Annotated in this window: 17 protein-coding genes; 10 read left to right on the top strand and 7 right to left on the bottom strand. The window is 52.9% G+C overall.

All coding sequences use genetic code 11. The features are described from left to right. The first annotated feature begins 552 nt into the window (after window positions 1-552). Together P9L94_04595 and P9L94_04590 are read left to right on the top strand one after the other, a co-directional pair. The gene (locus P9L94_04595; protein MDP8243338.1) at window positions 553-1,839 is read left to right on the top strand and encodes a DegT/DnrJ/EryC1/StrS aminotransferase family protein; all 1,287 of its coding nucleotides are present in this window, start codon (window positions 553-555) and stop codon (window positions 1,837-1,839) included. Window positions 1,840-1,841: 2 nt separating this feature from the next. Further along, window positions 1,842-2,357, top strand: a complete 516-nt coding sequence (locus tag P9L94_04590; GenBank protein ID MDP8243337.1) for a GNAT family protein — start codon at window positions 1,842-1,844, stop codon at window positions 2,355-2,357. 301 nt (window positions 2,358-2,658) lie between these two features. Here the strand turns inward: P9L94_04590 and hisC are convergent, their stop codons facing one another. Then, window positions 2,659-3,681 carry a histidinol-phosphate transaminase gene (gene hisC, locus P9L94_04585; protein MDP8243336.1) on the bottom strand — a complete coding sequence of 341 codons (1,023 nt, stop codon included), beginning with the start codon at window positions 3,679-3,681 and terminating at the stop codon, window positions 2,659-2,661. A 69-nt stretch (window positions 3,682-3,750) separates the two neighbouring features. Between hisC and P9L94_04580 the strand changes: the two genes are divergently transcribed. Further along, a complete protein-coding gene (locus P9L94_04580) occupies window positions 3,751-4,398 on the top strand; it encodes a DNA-3-methyladenine glycosylase (protein MDP8243335.1) in 648 nt (215 codons plus the stop codon). Between the two features lie 160 nt (window positions 4,399-4,558). Here the strand turns inward: P9L94_04580 and P9L94_04575 are convergent, their stop codons facing one another. The 3 genes from P9L94_04575 to P9L94_04565 all read right to left on the bottom strand — a co-directional run bounded on the left by P9L94_04575 (window position 4,559) and on the right by P9L94_04565 (window position 9,284). Then, window positions 4,559-6,256, bottom strand: coding sequence for an ABC transporter permease subunit (locus tag P9L94_04575; protein ID MDP8243334.1), 1,698 nt, complete (start codon window positions 6,254-6,256; stop codon window positions 4,559-4,561). A 692-nt stretch (window positions 6,257-6,948) separates the two neighbouring features. Continuing rightward, complete coding sequence (locus P9L94_04570; GenBank protein MDP8243333.1) at window positions 6,949-8,430, bottom strand: radical SAM protein; 1,482 nt, start codon at window positions 8,428-8,430, stop codon at window positions 6,949-6,951. A gap of 53 nt (window positions 8,431-8,483) precedes the next feature. Next, window positions 8,484-9,284: a YIP1 family protein gene (locus P9L94_04565; protein MDP8243332.1), complete on the bottom strand. Its 801-nt coding sequence runs from the start codon at window positions 9,282-9,284 to the stop codon at window positions 8,484-8,486. Between the two features lie 214 nt (window positions 9,285-9,498). Between P9L94_04565 and P9L94_04560 the strand changes: the two genes are divergently transcribed. From P9L94_04560 to P9L94_04530, 7 genes are all read left to right on the top strand, one after another. Continuing rightward, on the top strand, window positions 9,499-9,933 hold the full coding sequence (locus P9L94_04560; GenBank protein ID MDP8243331.1) for a hypothetical protein: 435 nt from the start codon (window positions 9,499-9,501) through the stop codon (window positions 9,931-9,933). A 623-nt stretch (window positions 9,934-10,556) separates the two neighbouring features. Continuing rightward, the gene (locus P9L94_04555; GenBank protein ID MDP8243330.1) at window positions 10,557-11,012 is read left to right on the top strand and encodes a PilZ domain-containing protein; all 456 of its coding nucleotides are present in this window, start codon (window positions 10,557-10,559) and stop codon (window positions 11,010-11,012) included. Between the two features lie 184 nt (window positions 11,013-11,196). Continuing rightward, the gene (gene gpmA, locus P9L94_04550) at window positions 11,197-11,943 is read left to right on the top strand and encodes a 2,3-diphosphoglycerate-dependent phosphoglycerate mutase (protein ID MDP8243329.1); all 747 of its coding nucleotides are present in this window, start codon (window positions 11,197-11,199) and stop codon (window positions 11,941-11,943) included. A 5-nt stretch (window positions 11,944-11,948) separates the two neighbouring features. Beyond that, on the top strand, window positions 11,949-13,223 hold the full coding sequence (locus P9L94_04545; GenBank protein ID MDP8243328.1) for a pitrilysin family protein: 1,275 nt from the start codon (window positions 11,949-11,951) through the stop codon (window positions 13,221-13,223). Between the two features lie 136 nt (window positions 13,224-13,359). Further along, window positions 13,360-14,124, top strand: a complete 765-nt coding sequence (locus tag P9L94_04540; GenBank protein ID MDP8243327.1) for a class I SAM-dependent methyltransferase — start codon at window positions 13,360-13,362, stop codon at window positions 14,122-14,124. A 344-nt stretch (window positions 14,125-14,468) separates the two neighbouring features. Continuing rightward, window positions 14,469-16,880: a penicillin acylase family protein gene (locus P9L94_04535; protein ID MDP8243326.1), complete on the top strand. Its 2,412-nt coding sequence runs from the start codon at window positions 14,469-14,471 to the stop codon at window positions 16,878-16,880. Next, entirely contained in the window at window positions 16,877-17,539 is a 663-nt protein-coding gene (locus P9L94_04530) for a DUF1080 domain-containing protein (protein ID MDP8243325.1), read from the top strand. Before P9L94_04535 ends, P9L94_04530 begins: the two co-directional genes overlap by 4 nt. 109 nt (window positions 17,540-17,648) lie before the next feature. Here the strand turns inward: P9L94_04530 and P9L94_04525 are convergent, their stop codons facing one another. The 3 genes from P9L94_04525 to P9L94_04515 all read right to left on the bottom strand — a co-directional run bounded on the left by P9L94_04525 (window position 17,649) and on the right by P9L94_04515 (window position 18,915). After that, window positions 17,649-18,020 carry a hypothetical protein gene (locus P9L94_04525; GenBank protein ID MDP8243324.1) on the bottom strand — a complete coding sequence of 124 codons (372 nt, stop codon included), beginning with the start codon at window positions 18,018-18,020 and terminating at the stop codon, window positions 17,649-17,651. A gap of 18 nt (window positions 18,021-18,038) precedes the next feature. After that, window positions 18,039-18,356: a hypothetical protein gene (locus P9L94_04520; GenBank protein MDP8243323.1), complete on the bottom strand. Its 318-nt coding sequence runs from the start codon at window positions 18,354-18,356 to the stop codon at window positions 18,039-18,041. A gap of 172 nt (window positions 18,357-18,528) precedes the next feature. Continuing rightward, the gene (locus P9L94_04515) at window positions 18,529-18,915 is read right to left on the bottom strand and encodes a BlaI/MecI/CopY family transcriptional regulator (protein ID MDP8243322.1); all 387 of its coding nucleotides are present in this window, start codon (window positions 18,913-18,915) and stop codon (window positions 18,529-18,531) included. Window positions 18,916-18,919 lie beyond the last annotated feature (4 nt).

Here is an 18,919-nt window from a genome sequence, read left to right as displayed (position 1 = left end):
GACGGACCCAGGGTGGGACGATCTGCCGTTCACAAAGCCTCGTGGGTGTACTCTCATCCCGAGGCTTCGTCTTTTTCTATTCAACTTACAAGAAAGATACAAGGGTGGGCTCGCGAAGCAGCCCACCCTGCAATGTTTCAATCATCATGAACGGCAGGTAATAACCCACCAATATTTCGAATGATGTGGGGAGGGCGAACCTCCTGGTGAGCCGCATGAAAAGAAAGGGTGTTGCGCCCGAATCCCCCCGGCGTTTGCAGCGCCACCCCCCCATAAACGCACACGCCTGCTCCCTCTCCCCACTGGGAGAGGGTTGGGGTGAGGGTTCAGATATCGTTTTTGTAATGCACAAATTAAACCCTCATCCTAGCCTTCTCCCAGAGGGAGAAGGGACTACATTGTCGCGCTGCTGACCGTAATACCTCACCGCGCCAGCCATTTCCTGGTTTGCTCCCCAATTTTCTTCTTAACTCTCTATTTTTATTGACGATAGTTAATAATGACCGTCAATGGGCGGTTTCTGATATGATTCTATTTGGTTGAGGGACGCTTATGAATACGCAGAATGCTGCGCTGAAACCCATTCGCTATCTGGCCGCCAAATTAAAGCGGCGTCAGCCGCGAATGAACGCGCCAATAGCCCTTGGGAGCGAAGCCGTGCCGCTAAAAAATGTCGCGCATATCCACCCGCCTTACTCGAAAGCAAAACAAGCGGACGAGCAGATCCCCGTGTTTCGTCCCTCCATCACCGAAGAAGAAATTCAAGCGGTGACGGACGTGATGCGTTCCGGCTGGCTTGGGCTCGGCCCGGTCACCGCCGAGTTTGAAAAAGAACTGGGCGAAGCCTTCGGCGTCGAGCATGTGGTCGCGGTCAATTCAGGGACAGCGGCGTTGCACCTAGCGTTGTTGCTGCTCGATTTGCAGCCCGGCGACGAAGTGATCGTCCCCACGGTCACGTTTATTTCAACCGGACACGTGGTGGAATATTGCGGCGCGACCCCGGTGTTTGCGGATGTCTGTGAAGACACCTTGTGCATGAACCCCAACGACGTAAAACGCAAGATCACCAAAAATACCAAAGCGATTATGCCAGTGCATTACGGCGGCCATCCGGTCGAACTCGACCGCCTGCGCGAAATCATCGGCGACCGCGACATTAAAATCATTGAAGACGCGGCCCATGCCTGCGGCGCGTTTTATAAAGGCAAACAAATCGGCGGGCTTTCGCCTGCGACTTGTTTTTCGTTTCATGCGGTGAAGAACCTGACCTGCGGCGAAGGCGGCGCGGTCGCGACTAACAACGGCGACTGGGCGAAAAAACTGCGCGAGTTGCGTTGGATGGGCATTTCAAAAGATACCTATGTGCGCACCGCCCATGAAAGCGTCTACGCCTGGCAGTATTGGGTCAACGATCTTGGCTACAAATATCACCTGAGCGATATGGCGGCTGCGATGGGGCGGGTGCAGTTGCGCCGCCTCGAAGAAAACAACGGCAAGCGCCGCCGCATCGCCGAGCGCTACAACGAAGCCTTCAACGACGTGGCTTGGATCGAAACGCCGCCCGAACACGACGATGTCTTTTCGTCATGGCATATTTATCACATCAAAACGCCGGAACGCGACCGCTTGATTACTCATCTCAAAGCCAACGGCGTAGCGCCGGGCGTCCATTATTTCCCGATTCACAAACACCCCTACTACGCCGGTCGCGGCGCGCGCTGTCCCATCGCCGAAGAAATTTGGAAGCGCATCCTCAGCCTGCCGATGTTCCCCGATATGACCGACGAGCAAGTCGAGTATGTCATACACACGGTGTTGACGTTCAACGAAAAGGCCTGACTATGATTTGCGGCGAGATCACCACATTACGCGCCATCGAAGAACGTGACGTAGAGCGTCTGCGCGCTTGGCGCAATCATCCCGAATTGATGGGGCTGCATTTCAGCGACCTGCCGGTTTCCGATATTGAACAAAACAAATGGTATCAAGCGTACGCAACGTCGCGTACGAAAGTGTTTATTGTTGACGCCAAACAGCAGGAGGCGGTGGGCTACGTCTTGCTCAAAGACCTCGACCACAAAAACCGACAGGCCGAAATCGGCATCCACCTCGACCCCTCGCACCAGGGTAAAGGCTATGGCAAAGACGCGTTTTTAACATTGGTACGCTATTGTTTTGCTGAACTCAATCTGCATCGCGTGTGTTTGCAGGTGTTCGCGTTTAACGAACGCGCGGCGGGCCTGTACCGCAAACTCGGCTTTGTTGAAGAAGGCCGCCTGCGCGAATGCTTCTTCACCCAAGGCGCCTATCAGGACATCATCGTGATGTCAGTTCTCGAGAGTGAATTTCAAGCGTAATTTATTGATAATAATTCAATGTAGAGTGGGTCATTTTCGACCCACCGAATATATGTTTGAATCAATTAAGTGGTGGGTCAAAAAGTGCGACCCACCCTACGGCTGATCCCTCCGGCGCTTACGCGCCACCTTCCTTAAAAAGGGAGGCATGGTTCTACTACAACAACACTGGCCTTGAATTTCAAGACAGCCGCTACGGCTACGGTTTTATTGATACCGAGATCGCTTCGCTACGCTCGCGATGACACGAAAGAAAGTGCAGGCTGGGTTCTCAACCCACCGTTTCCATCTGGGGATCGCCTTATTGTTTCAGCGCGTCGACCACTCGTTGGTTTTCTTCGCGCGTTCCCACGCCGATGCGCAAGGCGACGCGCTCGCCGCCGATGTTGGCGCTTTGGTTTGAAACAAAGATTCCAGCGGCGCGTAATTTGTCGGCGAGGCCCGCATCACGCGGCCACAGCGTCAAAATAAAATTCGCATACGACGGCAGCGTTTCCGCGCCTAATGCTCGCATCTCGCCCGCCAGCCAGTCGCGCTGCTCAATGAGTTGCGCGACGCGGCGCTTCATCTCGTCCACGTCATTCAAAGCCGCCACCGCCGCCGCCTGGGCGATGATGTTCACGGGGAAGGTCAACGCAAAACTCGCCAAGCGTTCAATCAGCGCTCCGCTGGCGATTGCATACCCAATGCGCAATCCCGCCAGGGAAAAACTCTTCGACAGGCTGCGAAAGATAATGAGGTCGTCGCGCTCATGAATCAAATCAACCACGGTCTCGCCGCTGAATTCAAAATAACATTCATCAATGACTTTGACTCCAGGCAATGAATCTAATACCGCCAGCAGATGACCACGCGCAGTCAGCGTTCCGGTGGGGTTGTTGGGGTTGGCGATAAATGTAAGAGCGGAATCGCTGGTGATAGACTGCGCGTTTGGTAAATCAAACTCTACTGTCCGCTCAAGTCTTGCGACTTTGCGGTTATGGCGTTGCGCCGCGAAGCGATACACAAAAAAACTCGGTTCAAAGGTCGCGACCGATTGGCCTTCTTCCGTAAACGCGACCGTCGCGAGGTCAATCAATTCATCCGAACCGTTACCGACAATGATGTTCTCAGGCTTCACATTGCCGCCGACATAGAGAGCCAGTTTCTTACGCAGCGCCAGGCAATTGGTATCGGGATAGCGGTTGGCGTGTTGCGCGGCTGCGGCGATGGCGCGTTGGACGTTCTCCGTCGGCGGCAGCGGGTTCTCGCCCAAATGCAGATAGACGGCGTCTCTTTCACGCCAATAGGTGGGGATATCAATTCGCGGCGGCATGGTTGGCATGTGAGCGTCCTTGTTTGGTATAATGTCATAACCATCGTAAACCCGTACGCCCGAAAAGGAAGAAGCAACATGCCGACAAAGCCAACCGCGCCGTTCGATAGGAAGAAAGCGATTGCGCACCTCAAAAAAAACGATGCGACTCTAGCGGGCGTCATCAAACAAATCGGGCCGTGTACGCTCATCGAAAACAAACGCATCGGCGGGTTCGAGTCGCTCTATCGCACCATCGCCAGCCAGCAGTTATCCAAGAAAGCTTCCGAGACCATACGCGGTCGCGTGCGCGTATTTTTAAATGGCAAGAAGATAACGCCGCAAAACCTGTTGCAAATTAACGAACAAGATATGCGTAGCGCCGGGTTGTCTGCTCGTAAGGTGGAGTACATTCGCCATCTTGCTGAGTTGGTCGATAACAAAGAACTCTCGTTTCGAAAATTGAATTTCATGCCTGATGAGGAAGTCATTGAAACGCTGACCAAAGTAAGAGGGTTAGGCCGTTGGTCGGCGGAGATGTATATGATTTTCACCATGAACCGCCCGGACGTTTTCCCCTTTGACGACATCGCCATTTTAAACGCGGTGAAAGACCTGTACGAGATTCCCGAGAAAAATGCGCGTGAAACAATTGAAGCGGTGAGCGATGTGTGGCGCCCCTATCGCAGTGTCGCGGTGTGGTATCTGTATGCGTACGTTAACATCGAACGCGGGCGCGAAAAGTAGACGCCGTCTAAAAAATATTGCTACGTTTTATCTATCAGGCGCGGGTACATCTCTCTTCGCTTCAGTGCGGGCTTTAAGGCCCTTATGCACAGGCGCTCACAGAGTTGCACCCGCGCCCGATGTATCTAAGGGGTTGTGATCGACATATCGTTAAACGCGCTCAGCCCTCGTCGCGGCGTTCGCTTAATCGGGCCAAGCGGTCTCGCGCCTTTAAATAAAGAACATACGCAGCCCACAACAGTCCGCCGCATTGTAAAATGAGCACGACATAATATTCTTCACCACGGCCTCTGGGTGGATTAATATGCGCCATCGCGGCGATCCAAGGCGAAGACACCGCCGCCCAAAACACCCAAATGTTTTCTTGTATACCGCGCATAAAAGTTTGCACCACAACGAGAATCATCAATGGAATGATAAAGTAGGCCAGTATCGCGACGCCGAAACCAATGGCATACGCAGTCAGAGTTTTGCGGCACGCGCAGGACAGGTAAATGCCAAGCGCCAGATAAAAAACGCCGACTGCGTAACACGTGAGGACAATGCAACCAATGTCGTCAAACTCAAATTGGTCGGGGAATTGCCCAAAAAACCCCATCCAAAAAATCACAAACGTCGGGAACACCAAGTACGACCATAAGCGGACTTCAAACTGACGCAGCCCCGCGAAAAATTTTCCCCATAACAATTGATGAGTGGTCAACGTCGTGGTGCTGAGCAGGTCCCACGTGCTGCGGTCGCGTTCGCCGCGCACTGCGTTACACGCATACGGCAAAACCATCAGCGGAACCAAAATCGGCGCCAACGCATAGACAAACCAAAAATACATACGTTCATTTCGAAACAATGGCAGCACAATCAGCGGCAGTATAAACAAGCCGATGGTCGTCATCCACGAGCGCACCCGATGCCGCCCCTGGATGCCGCGTCGCTCTTTGACCGCGACCGGGTTTTTGTAGTCGGGCAACAAGCGCATAGGCAGCGCTATTGTGTTCGCGCTTTTTTGCAGGCGCGTTTTCTCGCGGCGGTCAATCCAATCGTTGATCCAATCTTCCCAACTGCGAACGCCGTCGCGTTTTGACAAGCGCCAAAACGAAAACAACAACATCAGCGCCATCATACCGATGTACATCATGCCATGGGCGGCGTAGGGGTGTCTTCCAACAAAGTCACTTGTTCCAAACGGCGTACTGCCATCAAAAAAATGAACATAGGGGAAAACCGGATTCGACGCCATCAGCCAGGACGAAAGAAATTCCAAGCGCAATTCCTGCCGTAAATACAGGCTGAAAAGAAACGAACCGAAAAAGAACCCTACGCCGATCATGTAGGTCGCCGTGATTGAACTGATAACGCGCTTGCAATAGATTGAACAGGTCAGCCCCAACACCGCCACCAACAGCGACCCCTCGGTCATCATCGCAAAGACGAATAAAATCTCCTTCGGAGCAATCCCTCCCAGCGGGATCAGAATGGCGTACATCGGCAACAACGAAATGGCGATCAACCAAATATAAGTCAGCGACGAAACCAGTTTGCCAAACACAATGCTGCCCAGCGATATATTGGTGGAGATTAACAAGTCCCAACTGTCGCGCTCTTTTTCAAGGTTGATCGCGGCGGCGCTTTGCAACGGGACCAGCAGCAAAATAAAACTGCCGAAAAATAAGTTGAGCACCATAAACATTTCGCGGGTGAAGTTCGTCGCGATTGAATGTTGCATCTGTTCGAGCGTGATCGTCCAAAAGACGCAGATCACGATCGAACTCGCCAACATAAACACGCCCAATTGCCAGAGCGTGCCGGGGTTGCGCAGATGGGTCACCACTTCGCGCAAGATAACGGGGTTATTGAACACGTGGGGCCGCTCGCGCCACAAAAAAAGCGTGGAGCGTATTATCTCTGAGCGCGTGAAGTTAAATTGTTGGATCGAAGAATTCGACATAACAACCGTTTCTGTTTTTCATCATTACGCCTGATCCCCCCTTAAAAAAGGGGAGCCAAAACAGGGTATAAACCGATCAGATCATTTACAAGTTTAAGGTATGAGCCGACGAGACGAAAGGAGTCGGTTGGATGCCTTGAAAGGAAACTTGCGCCATGCACGGGAAAGTTTGGTTTATCGCGGATTGGATGGCAGGACACTGGAGCAAGTCGGATTTATGCCGCAGTTATGGGGTCAGCCATCCGACGGGCGACAAATGGATTGAGCGCTATTAGGCGGAAGGAGCGTCGTTGTCCACAACGGCATACACCGATGCGGCGCAGCAAGTTCTCCCACCGAAGTCCGGGTGGAGTTAGAGGGCAATGTCATTGATTTAAGGGGTGGCAAGGGCAAGGCGTCGCGAAGCCTGCCTGCCGCAGGCAGGCGACGGCAGCCCTTGAGATATTGCTTGAATGTATCGCTTTGTTTGTGCTGTTTTTGGATCCCCCCGGCGCTTTCAGCGCCACCCCCCTTAAAAAGAGGGGCGAAAAGCCTGGGCTTCGAGTCTTAAGTCAATGGCATTGAGTTAGAGGGGGGTTGGTTTTCTTTTTTCGCTATGCCAGCGCCTACGCACCGACGTGCATGATGCGGCGGATGTGGCGCTTGGCGAGAAACTTAAACGTGTGCCACGAATGGCGGGGACGCTTCATCAAGCGTTTGAAGTGATTGAAGTCGCGCAGCGGACGCAGCGTCTTGTGCCAGTCCCACTGGTTGTAGGCCATCTGCAGGGCCTTCTCTAAATCGTCGCCGCTGAGTTCATCGGTGCAGACGACCGAGGTGGTCCCGCCGTCATACTGCGACCAGTCTTTGGTGAGCAACTTACCGGCTTCTTCTTGCATCTTATAAAAACTCGAACCGGGGAACGGCGTCATGATAGAGAACTGCAACGTCTCCGGGTCGAGATGTTTCGCGAAGTTGATGGTCTTGCGTACGGTTTCCCAGGTTTCGCCGGGAAGCCCGAAGCTAAACGTCAGGTGGACGTTGATGCCTAAGTCGTGGCATACCGTCACCGCATCTTCGACTTTTTTGAGGTCGAGGTTTTTCTCGGCGTTGTCAACCAACTGTTGCGAACCCGACTCGACGCCGAATTTAATCGCCATCAGGCCGGAGTCTTTCATTGCCTTGAAGGTTTCAGGGTCGGAGGTATCGGCGCGCGACATCGCCGCCCACGGCAAGCCGATGTTGCGTTTGTTGAGTTCGTCGCAAAACGTCATGATGCGTTTCTTGCCGATGTTAAAGGTGTCGTCGTCGAAATAGAACGACTTAAAGCCGTATTCTTTGACGCACCACTCGATCTCGTCAACGATGTCTTTGGGGTCGCGGGTGCGGTATTTATTGTTGCCATACATGATCTGCGGCCATGCGCAGAAGATGCACTTAAACGGGCAGCCCCGGCTGGCCCAGAGTTGCAGGCTGGGGTCGGGGATTCCGCCCGGCAGGTCCCAATAATTGTGCATGGGCAGGTCGCGGCGCAGCGGCCAGGGCAGCGAGTCGAGGTCCATGATGATCTCGCCGTTTTCGGTCTCGCGGGCTATGCCGTCCGGGTCGCGGTAGACCAGGTTTGGAATCGTTGAATAATCGCCCTTGGCGTCCATCACGTCGATTAGTTTGCCCGCTACCAGGTCGTATTCACCCTTGAGAACAAAATCGACCACCGGGTTTTCATCAATAAACTCGGGGCGGTACATATCAACGTGGATTCCACAAAAAATAATCTTCGTGTTGGGACAGACCGCTTTGATCTTTTGCGCTTGGCGCAGATCCATCGGCAGCGAGGCGACCGACGCCTCTAAGATACAGACATCGGGAATAAATTCGGTTGCGCGTTGGACGTAGGCGTCTTCCTGCATGCGTTCGGCGACGCCGTCAACGGTCAGGGTCTTGTGGCCTTTATCTTCGAGCATGGCGGCGGCGTAGGCCAAATAGAACGGAAACGGCAGGTATTGATTGCCGTTTTCTTCCAAATGGGGCCAGCGCGAACCGGCGCGGACTCCATAATACCCATCGACCAGCCAGGGGCCGTTACCTAAAAAGACTTTGAGACCCATTGTTCCTCCAGACCGGCGCTGCGTCCGGTTTAATCTTGACCTGTATTGTCATCTTATATCGAAAAGGGTAATCCGATCAAGCTAATCATAGCCGGAACCAGCGCAACCAAAAGCGCGCGCGCCCTCGACAGCCCCTGGGCCGACTGAAAGCCTTGCGTACATATCACTAAGGTGGAAAGTTCAGCCAAAAAGAACCCCAGGAAGGGAATCAGCAGAAATATTTGGGAAATCATGGCGTAACAGCGAATCTGCAGCGTGGCGGAATAGCCCTGCTTTCCTTGCATCATGCGGATCATCATCTGTTGGATCAATGACGAAAACACCAGGTAATTGATGATAAATAGTAGCGGCATCGCCAACAGGTCGAGTGAGGTGATCGATTCAATGCGCCCGCGCATTTCTTCGGCCATCGCGACCGAGGAGGGGTTTTCAGCCGCCTGCTGGGTGATGGTATTTAACATCGGCGGGATCAATAATTTCACATAGATGACGTTCATCGGGTACCACAGAAATAGGACGCAAACCAGCGCAAAAAACAGTGCGGCGCCGATGCCGACCTGAGCGTGAATTTTTGAGAAGAACACGCGCGGTTGGATGGCGGTTTCCCAGAAGGCGTTCCAAACGCCTAAGCGCCGCCAGTTTTGCCAGGGGACGCTGGGGGTATAGGTTACGTTGGGGTCGGGTTTGGGCGCGAGGGTTGCGAGGTTGCGTTCCCAACAAATTTCACAGAATGGCTCACCTTCCACCATGGTAAGACAGGCGGAGCAATAGTCGCGCCCACACTCGACGCACTCATACACTGACGCCTTGTTCCCGTGAACAACGCAGTTTTTTTCGGTAAATTCACTCTGCATTGCTAGCCATCCTTTGGAATATTGAACAATAATAACTTAAAATCGACAAAGGGCGTGATTTCTGCGTACGGTTTTTCTGATCGCTACGTTATTTAAATGGGAGTGGACATAGTATATGTTCGGTCTGAATCTGTGGAACTGAACAAACTTATCCCCCCCTTATTAATTCGCTGCGGCGTTTCGGGTATTTCAAATTACAAAATAGGATTCTTCGTTGCTTGTAGACGAACCCTATAAAGAAGCGTTGCATTTCATGGGCGGTATTATCAAAAACCTGCATGACAATACCAACATAGAAAAAACGCTTTCTTTAATGGGAGAACGAACACAGCGAAATATGCAAAGGGATATCAAATGGTACGGTGAACAAAATTTGCTACAAGAGCATTTAGAAGGATCGTTCTCACCAAAGAGAGTTCGATTCATTGCTGAAAACGACGAGTTCATATTTTTGTTCTTCCATAATGACATGCCTGCATCTTACCGAGGCGAAATCTCACATTTTTCTTATTACATTCTACAAAAAATGAGCGACGGTTCGTTCAAATTTGTGAACTACCATTATTCTCAAGGATTAGACCAAGTATTGGGGTCGAGTGAATTACAATCTGCCATTGTGAAGTATGCAAACGATCATTCCTCAAAATAAAACTTAACTCATTCCAGTAATATCCGATTATTGTATATAAGGGAAAATGTCTGTTCATGTCATTTCGAGCGCAGCGAAGCAATCTGCCTACGGCAGGCAGGTCTCGTTTTTGATTGCCCTCATCCCAACCTTCTCCCAGAGGGAGAAGGGGTAGGTTGGCGCTTAGCGATAGATGCAGCGATTGTAGGGTGGGTTCTTAACCCACCAATTTCAACTGCCCCTCATCCCAACCCTCTCCCAGAGGGAGAAGGGGTAGGTTGGCGCTTAGCGAGCGGAAGTATCTTGGTCGATTGTAGGGTGGGTTCTTAACCCACCAGAAAAAACTCTCGCCCTGGTTCTCTCCCAGGGGGAGAGTACGAATTAAAACATTGCTCGGTGGGCTGCTTCGCGAGCCCACCCTACCTTGGATTTAGCACAGTCTCAGCGCGTGCAAAGCGCTCAGCGATTGATGTGGTGATGAATTAAGAAAGCATTCAAGGAAGAACGAAAATAACAAAACTCAATTACAAATTGGCTGCTAAACGCCGAGCGTGTGATTCACTTAGTCTCAGTGCGCCGGAACGGCTCAGCGATAGATGTCGACTAGGTTTGAGTTAAGAAAACGTAGATAGGTACAACACGAAATGTTTTGGAAGAAGCCGGTTAAGAAAATTAAGCCAAGACCAAAATCGAGCATGGGCGACCCGAATTCGCCGGTGAAGCCCTCGCCGCGCCGCGAAAAGAATCGCGAAAAGCGCATTGATCTGCAATTGAATTGCTTCGTGCTGGTGATTGACACCGAGCAAGTAGTGCAATGCAAAACCATCAACGTGAGCAAGACCGGCATGTTGCTCAAGTCGATCCATGCGCTGGCGAACGGGCAGGACGTGATCTGCGTATTTTCAAACAAAAAGACGATGTCGAAGCCGTCGATTCAAACCAACCCCAATTCGATGAAGGGCCGGGTGGTGCGGGTCGAAAAAGAGACGTATATGTTCAAGATTGCAATTGACGTCACCTTTGGGCGGGTCGATCCGACTGCGATTCTCGATATCAACACCGAATTTGTGAAATACTGGTGGTCTCGCCACTGGTCGTAAAAAAGTAGCATGAATCCGCAAAGCCTGCCTACAACAGACGAGCCAACCGCTCTTTTGATTGAATCCCTCTCACAATAGATTATATTTGAACTGGTTCGCGCTCGTTGGTTCTGAGCGCGGTTGGCGTATAATCTTCCGGTACGAAAATTTGGACCACAATAAACATAATGATGGAGTATGCACCATGTACAAATTAGTTTTGATCCGCCACGGCCAAAGCGTCTGGAACCTGTCGAACCGCTTCACGGGTTGGACCGATGTTGATTTGACCGACCAGGGCCGCGCCGAAGCCAAAGCCGGCGGCGAAATGCTGAAAGAAAAAGGCTTCGTGTTTGACATCGCCTATACCTCCGTGCTCAAACGCGCGATCCGCACCTTGTGGACGGTCATGGACGAACTCGACCTGATGTGGATCCCCGTGATTCGCACCTGGCGCCTCAACGAACGCCACTACGGCGGCTTGCAGGGCCTCGATAAGTCTGAAACCGCCGCGAAATACGGCGAAGACCAAGTCAAAATCTGGCGGCGCAGTTATGACATCCCGCCGTTAGACCTCGAAAAAAGCGACGAACGCTGGCCGGGACACGATCCGCGTTACAAAGATTTAAAGCCGGAAGAACTGCCGACCACCGAGTGCTTGAAAGACTGCCTCGAGCGCGTCCTGCCTTACTGGAACGACGTGATCGCGCCGGACATCAAAGCGGGCAAGCGCGTGTTGATCGCCGCCCACGGCAACAGCCTGCGCGCGCTGGTCAAACACCTCGACGATATGTCCGAAGAAGAAATCCTCGGGTTGAATATCCCCACTGGCGTTCCGCTGGTGTATGAGTTGGACGAAAACTTGAAGCCGATCAAACATTACTACTTGATCGACGAAGAAGAACTCAAGAAAAAGATGGACGCAGTCGCGAACCAAGGTAAGGCGAAATAATTTCTATGACCTCTGCGCCCGTCGCGATTCATATTCCAAAACGCGAAGTACAGCGCCGTTCGCTCGAAAACGGGTCGGCGCTGTTATACGCCCCCAATCCATATAACCAGATTGTCGCGGTGCGCATTTTGTCGCGGACGGGTTCGAAATATGAGCCTGCGCCTGAAGCGGGCCGGGTCAACTTGGCGATGCGGATGCTCTCGGCGGGCACGTCGCAATGGAGCGAAGACGAGATCGCTGACCGCCTCGAAGGCAACGGCGCCCATTTTAAAGCCGAAGCAGGAAAAGACTGGAGCAGCATTGATCTGCTCACCACCACTCCCGTTCTCAAAGAAGATTTGCAAACCGTCTTGACCTTGTTGGACGACTCGCAATTCCCCGAAGACAAACTGGCGCGCGAACGCGAGCTGGTGCGCATGAACATTCTCGAAGACGACGACTCGCCGTTGACTTATACCATGCGGCGTTTCAGCGAATTTTATTATGGATCGCACCCCTACGCCTGGCCCAGCCTGGGCAAGGTCGAAACCCTCGACGCGATTTCACGCGATGACATTGCCAGCGATGGCCGCCGCGCGCTTGAAAGCGGACAGTTGGTGGTTTCTGTGGTCGGCGGCAGTGAAAACAGCGACGTGTTATCCATTGTCGAAGAGGCATTTTCGCAACGCACCGCTGATCGCTCGGAGACGCCGCCAAGTGAAATTTCGCCGGGCGTCCTTTCAGAAAATAAAGATTGCTTTGTCCGTCGTGAGACCGAGTCGGACTATGTCGTGTTGGGTTACCCCGGCTGTTCGCTCAATCAGCGCGAATCGCTAACATTGCGCCTGATCGCCTCGATTTTAGGCGGCTCGATGGACTCGCGCCTGTTTCGAGAAATTCGCGAGAAGCGCGGGTTGTGCTACCAGGTGGGCGCGGCCTACACGCCGCGCATGGAGCATTCGCCGCTATTGGTTTACACCGTCACCACGCCGAAAAATCGCGAAGAAGCCTTGCGATGCGCCGAGGCGGAAATCGAACGGCTCAAGGTTGAACTGGTTGCCGACGAAGAACTACACCGCGCCAAGACGTATATCTGCGGCAGCTACGTCATGTCGATGGAATCCAATATGGGGCAGGCGGGCCGCTATGGCGCGTATGAAATCGCCGGGCTGGGTTGGGAATACGCCAACGCGTTTCCTGATGACATTCAGTCGGTCACGGCTGAGACCATCCGCGAAACCGCCGAGCGCTTGTTTACCCATCGCCTGTTGACGGTCGCGACCTCAAACGCGCAAGAGTGATTGTTTTTTCCTCTCCCAAAGATGGGGGGAGAAACTAAAAGGCCCCCTCACCCTAGCCCTCTCCCAGGGGGAGAGGGGAATATAAATTGAGCCCTTCTCCCAATGGTTGGGACGAATTAAACGCGGGAATAAAATCATGGGAACCATCGAAGAAAATTTAGATAGTTGGTCAAATTACGACTGGTCGCAAAACGGCGACGAGTGGTCGGGCTGCTGGGGCGGCACCGACTATCTTTGGTGGGGAACTATTTTTCCGCGCGTACATCCGCTGTTTCCCAAAGCGCGGGTGTTAGAACTCGCGCCCGGCTATGGACGCGCCACCCAATACGTCAAACACATGTGCAACGAGCTGGTGCTGGTCGATCTGGTCAGCAACTGCATCGACGCCTGCAAGCAGCGCTTCGCCGCCGACTCGCATATCGAATATCACGTCAACGACGGGCGCTCGCTGCCGATGATTGCTGACGCTTCGCTCGATTTGATCTTCAGTTGGGATTCACTCGTCCACGCCGAGGGCGAGGTGATGGACGACTACGCCAAAGAGTTCGCCCGCATCTTGAAGCCCGACGGGATGGGTTTCATTCATCATTCAAATATGGGCGCCCATCGCGACCCGAACACAAATGAATTGACCGTTGAGAACCCACATTGGCGCGCTGAATCAGCCAGCGCCGAACGCTTTCGAAATGCCTGTGATGAAGTTGGCCTCAAGTGCATCGCGCAAGAACTGATCGCCTGGGGCGGCGACACGCTCAACGATGTGTTTACCATGTTCGCGCCGAAAGAGACTGCCCCCGCCGGTGAGACCCGCATCGTCGAAAATCCTCAATTCATGTTGGAAGCCGAACACCAACTGCAACGCGCCAAACTCTACCAGCCCGCCCGTTTTGAGACGCCGTAAGCAAACTATATCATTCACATTCTATATCATTCACATTTGGACTGTTTTCCTGTATTAGTATCAAATGGAATAGATAGATTGTCTGCTCAAACTGACCCCCCCTAGCCCAATGTCATTGACTTAAGGGGTGGCAAGGGCAAGGCGTCGCGTCGCGACGGCAGCCCTTGAGATATTGCTTGAATGTATCGCTTTGTTTGTGCAGTTTTGTGATCCCCCCTGGCGCTTTCAGCGCCGTCCCCCCTTAATAAGGAGGGTGGCGTCGAAGACACCGGAGGGATAGTACAAATGGCGAATCTGAAGACAGTATTTATTTTCTGATTGGCGATTTTTGATTGGAGAAAAAAATGAGACCATGTCTCTCGTTCATATTTTGTTTCATTCTTTGTTTGATTGTGACAACAGTTCACGCTGCCGAGGTAGAACTTCTCCACGATCAATGGGGCGTCCCGCACATCTTCGCGGAAAGCGACGAGGGAGCGATGTATGGCCTGGGCTATGCCTGCGCCCAAGACCGCGGCTTCCAAATGACGCTGTCGCTGCGCACCATCCAAGGCCGCCTGGCTGAAACAATCGGCGACCGAAAGCACCAAAACCGCGACCGCACCACTATCGAACTCGACAAAAAAATGCGCATCCTCGGTTTTTATCGCGCCGCCAAACAAGCCGCGCAAAATCTGGACGCTGAATCAACGCGCCTGCTGCAAGCCTACAGCGACGGCGTCAATGCGTATTTTAATACGCACAAACAAGACCTCCATCCTCTCTTTGCAAAACTGGGCGTGAAGACCGAAACCTGGACGCCCGCCGACAGCATCGCCTGTTGGTGGAACATTGGCCGCTTCTTCGCGACCGAAGGCCTCAACGACGCCATGCAGTATTACAAACACCTCGCCGGGACGCGGGGCGCGATGCCGCGCGGCGGCTTTCGCGGAATGGGCCGTGAGCAATCGCAAGAATTAGAACGCCGGATGAAAAACGCGCAGCGCGTGTTCGACGACGGCGCCGCCGTGGTCAAACGCGAAGACGTGAGCGATGAATGGATTGATGAGGTCAACGCGTTTCTTGAAAGCAAAGGGTTCCCGCAAGAAGCCAGCGTATTAGAAGACGGGCCAAAATTCAGCCACGCCTGGGCGGTGGGCGGCGACCTGACCACGACGGGTTCGTCGGTGTTGTGCAGCGACCCGCAAACGCCGGTGCGCAATCCATCCTTGTTTTATGAATTTCATATCAAGGGCAAAACCTTCAACGCGCGCGGCGTTGGCGTTCCTGGCAGCCCCATCATTTTAATTGGCTGGAACGAACACGTTTCATGGGGCGCGACCGCTCTCGGCGCCGATCAGGCCGACCAGTTTAAGTTGGTTACCAGCAATGATCCTGAAAAAGAAAACCAATATTACTTTGACGGCGAGTGGCGCGACCTGCGCGTCATCAAAGAAACGATCAAGGTCAAAGACGGCGCCCCGGTTGAACTGACCGTACGCGAGTCGCACCTTGGCCCCATTGTCAGCGACATTGCGCCGACCGTTAAAGCGGGCGATTGGTTTACGATGAAGCGCGTACCGGTTTGCGAGACCGACCGCGAGACCATCCAAGCGGCGATCAAGATGATGCGCGCCCAAAACGTGAATGAGTTTTTCGATGCGCTGAGCGACTGGCGCTTCCCCAGTTTGAATTCGGTTTTCGCTGACGCGGACGGCGGCGTTGGCTACAGTTTGGGGGCGGCGATCCCCATTCGCTCGGCCTCGGCAATCGACGGCGGCGCGGTGGCGCATGACGGTTCGTCATCTACGTATGACTGGCAGGGCTATGCGCCGCAGCGTTTGTTGCCGCATGTTCTCAACCCCAAACGCGGCTATGTCTATAGCGGAAACCACCGCCCGATTGGGTCGTTTTATCCGGCCCCGGTTGGAATCAGCACCGGTTCAGGCGGCGACACCACCCGTTCATGGCGGCTGCGTGAACGGCTCGAAGCGAAATCGCAATTCACGCCCCAAGACGTGCTCGACATTCACTATGATTCCGTCAACGCGCCCAAGCGAACCATCATCCAGGCGGGGTATTACTTACGCGATGAATTGAAGCATGAACTCCCGGCGCCCGCGCTGGCGGCGCTTGAGTATCTCGAACCGTGGTATGAAAGCGGCGCGGTCATCAACAACGCCTCGCCGGGAACTGAACTGGTCGGCATGATGAGCAGCATGTTTCGCATCATTCAAACCCCGCTGGCGGCGGAGTATGGCGGAGGGCAATCGGGTTTGTGTTTATATTTGAAGACGCTGCAATCGCGCATGGAACAAAAATCTAAAACGGCTTGGAGCAAAGATGAAATTGGCTTCATCGAACAAACCCTAAGCAACGCTTGGCGCCAAGCCAACCAACGTTTCGGCGGCGACCCGCAACAGTGGCATGCCAACGCGACGCAACGCGCAAACAATCAGCGCCTGGGCTATTTTGATACGCTGGACGGCTTCGGTTCGCTCGACCGGGCGCATGATCTGACCGCGCCTGCGCTGCGCAACACCGACGGCGAAACCATCTTCTCTCAGATGGCCCAGTCATACACGCAATGGGTTCCCATGCACGATGTAGACGGGGCGCAGTCGCTCTTGCCGATTGGTAACTCCGAGCGCATTGATAGCCCATTTCGCACCGCGACAATGGGCCTCTGGCAAAGCGGCGCCATGCACCCGGCGCCGCTGTCTCGGGAAAAAGTTGAACCCTACGTCAAAGAAACAGAAATTCTGCAAATCAAATGAACGCCAAACGCAAACTCATCGTTCCAGTTTGTTTTTGCATTTTCATGGCAGGATGGATCGCGCTTTCGTTTACTTGTTGCACCACGGCAGTGCAAAACCGCGACTTTGAAGAAGCGATTGAAGCGTTTGTGAAACACGCCCAGCCGGGGTCGTCAATCGCACTGTTCAACGGGCGCGATTTGTCGGGCTGGCGCGCTCACGGCCCGGGGCGCTGGCGGGTAAAAGACGGCGTGTTGTCGGTCACAGGCGGCATGGGCTATCTGGCGACAGCGTACGATGAATTCACCGATATCATATTCTCGTTGGATGTCCGCGTCAGCGACGGCGGCAACAGCGGCGTGTTTTTTCGGGCGCAGCATCCCGGGTTTGGTCTGCGTCCCTGGCCGCGCGGCTATGAGGCGCAGGTCGATAACAACGGCGCCAAAAATCCAACCGGAAGTTTATACAACATAACAAAAGCCGATAAAGTTTTGACCCAAGACGGCGAATGGTTTTCGATGGAAGTTCGTTGTATCGACGACCAGCAAACGATATTCGTCAACGGCGAACTCGTTGCTCAAACGCGCGATTCCTCTTACCATCGCGGCTTCATCGCGCTGCAAGGCCATCACCCCTCCTGCACCGTCGAGTTTAAGAACATCGATTTGACCCTGCTGTGATGCGGGTGTTAGTCAGAATTTACGCTGTTTGATCCCCCCAAGTGATTCAAAATTCAATATGTTTGAAGTAAGCGCCCCCCTTGATAAAAAGGGGGCATTGTCATCGCGGTTACAAATCTGTTGTGTCATACAACCGCACTTCGACGCCGTTTGAGGTTGTTCCTACCTGGTAAGCGACATTGTTTTCAAAACACGCTGCGATCAAAATTTGTTGAAGCGTTGGGTTCATCAGGTTTATCGTTACATTCAGATTGCGTTCAAATTGCTTTTGGATTGAAACGCCGAGTTCCGCATTCAACATCGAAATCAGAAAATCCATATCCTGATTCACAAACTGAACCGGCCCTTGTATGCGCTTGTTCAGGATGGGGTGGTCATTTTCGGGTTTGAAGTTCGGGTCGTTCGGAAAACGAAAACCTATTTTGGGGGTTGCGCCATATTCATAAACAAAAAGAATGGCATCGCCATTTATGTCTTTCACTTCATAATCAATCAGCAATTACTTTCGCAGTAATTCAAACACATCGCCGAGGGCCGGGTTCATTAAACTGAATGTCACTGTCGTTTTATTGAAATTCGGCGAGACGACCATGGGTATACCGTTTTCGCTTTGAAGCATCGCAAACAAATAATAAATGTCCTGGTTCACCAGTTGCACCGGGCCGTCAATTCGATAATTCAATAGTTCATGGTTGTGCGCGCTGCGCTTGGCGAAGCCGTCTTGTGAATTCTCTTTGTCTGCGTTGTCGCATCCAACCATCGCGACGATGACCAGACAACAGGTGACATAAAAAAGGCTTGTGTTTGTTCGTATCATGGTTCTTCTCCCCCCGGAGGTCGTTGTGTGCTCTCTCTATCAACGCAAGAGACAAACAAGCGGTTAGGAAAAAAACTCAAATTGTGTTGATGGATTCACCCAAATAAAAAGAGCGCGGGCATTCGTATGCCAGCGCTCTTAATGTAAGCGTGTGACTTAGAGTAAACTTAGATTACTTTCCGCCCGCTTCGTCGAGGATATCGCGAAACTGTTTGATTTCTTCTTTGCTCAGCGGGTTTGTTTTGACCAGGGTCGAAAACAAAGGGACAGGATCGTTATCAAAGTAATGTTTGATAACGGAGGCCAGCGCCCGTTGCCGCACTTGCTCGGGCTTCATGACCGGATGAAAAATGAACGCTTTGCCGCGCTCGCTTTTCGTGTGGGTTACGGCGCCTTTGATTTCGAGGCGCTGCAACAGGGTGATGACCGTGGAGTACGCTAACTTGGTCTTGGCGAGCAGGCGCTCCCGCACTTCACGCGCGGTCGCGGGGCCGTGCTCCCACAAGACGTTCAGTATGCGCATCTCCGCTTCTGAGACGTTTCGTTTGGTTAGACTCATTCGA

This window comes from Candidatus Hinthialibacter antarcticus (assembly GCA_030765645.1).
In the GTDB taxonomy this organism is placed as follows: domain Bacteria; phylum Hinthialibacterota; class Hinthialibacteria; order Hinthialibacterales; family Hinthialibacteraceae; genus Hinthialibacter; species Hinthialibacter antarcticus.
Note: the sequence above shows the minus strand (reverse complement) of the source record. Positions and strands in the feature narration are given on the sequence as shown.